Raw genomic sequence first — 411 nt, 5'->3', positions numbered from 1 at the left:
GCTCGACCACCGTGAACTCGTGCTTGCCTTCGCCCAGCGGCGTATCAGGCGTGAAGCTCCAGTTGCCGTCYTCGTCGACCTTCGTCTCGCCAACGGGCGTGCCGTTGTCGATCACGACGATCGTGTCGCCCGGCTCGCCCTTGCCCACCAGCGTCGGTGTCGTGTCGTCCGTGCTCTCGCCATTGCGCACCGGACCCTGAACCAAGCCCACGTCGTCAGTCACTTCGCCAACGGCCGGCTGGCCCGGCGGGGTTGTGTCCACGATCACCACGTGCGGATCCGACGGCTTGCTTTCGTTACCCGCCTGATCACGCTCGACCACCGTGAACTCGTGCTTGCCTTCGCCCAGCGGCGTATCAGGCGTGAAGCTCCAGTTGCCGTCCTCGTCGACCTTCGTCTCGCCAACCGGCG

The 411-nt window shown here is 65.9% G+C and carries 1 protein-coding gene; it reads right to left on the bottom strand.

Annotated features, from left to right (window positions below):
- A partial coding sequence (locus AC1DSF_RS31035) for an Ig-like domain-containing protein (RefSeq protein ID WP_478184150.1) occupies window positions 1-411 on the bottom strand: 411 nt, incomplete at both ends.

Source organism: Variovorax sp. 01N429, assembly GCF_056399425.1.
Note: the sequence above shows the minus strand (reverse complement) of the source record. Positions and strands in the feature narration are given on the sequence as shown.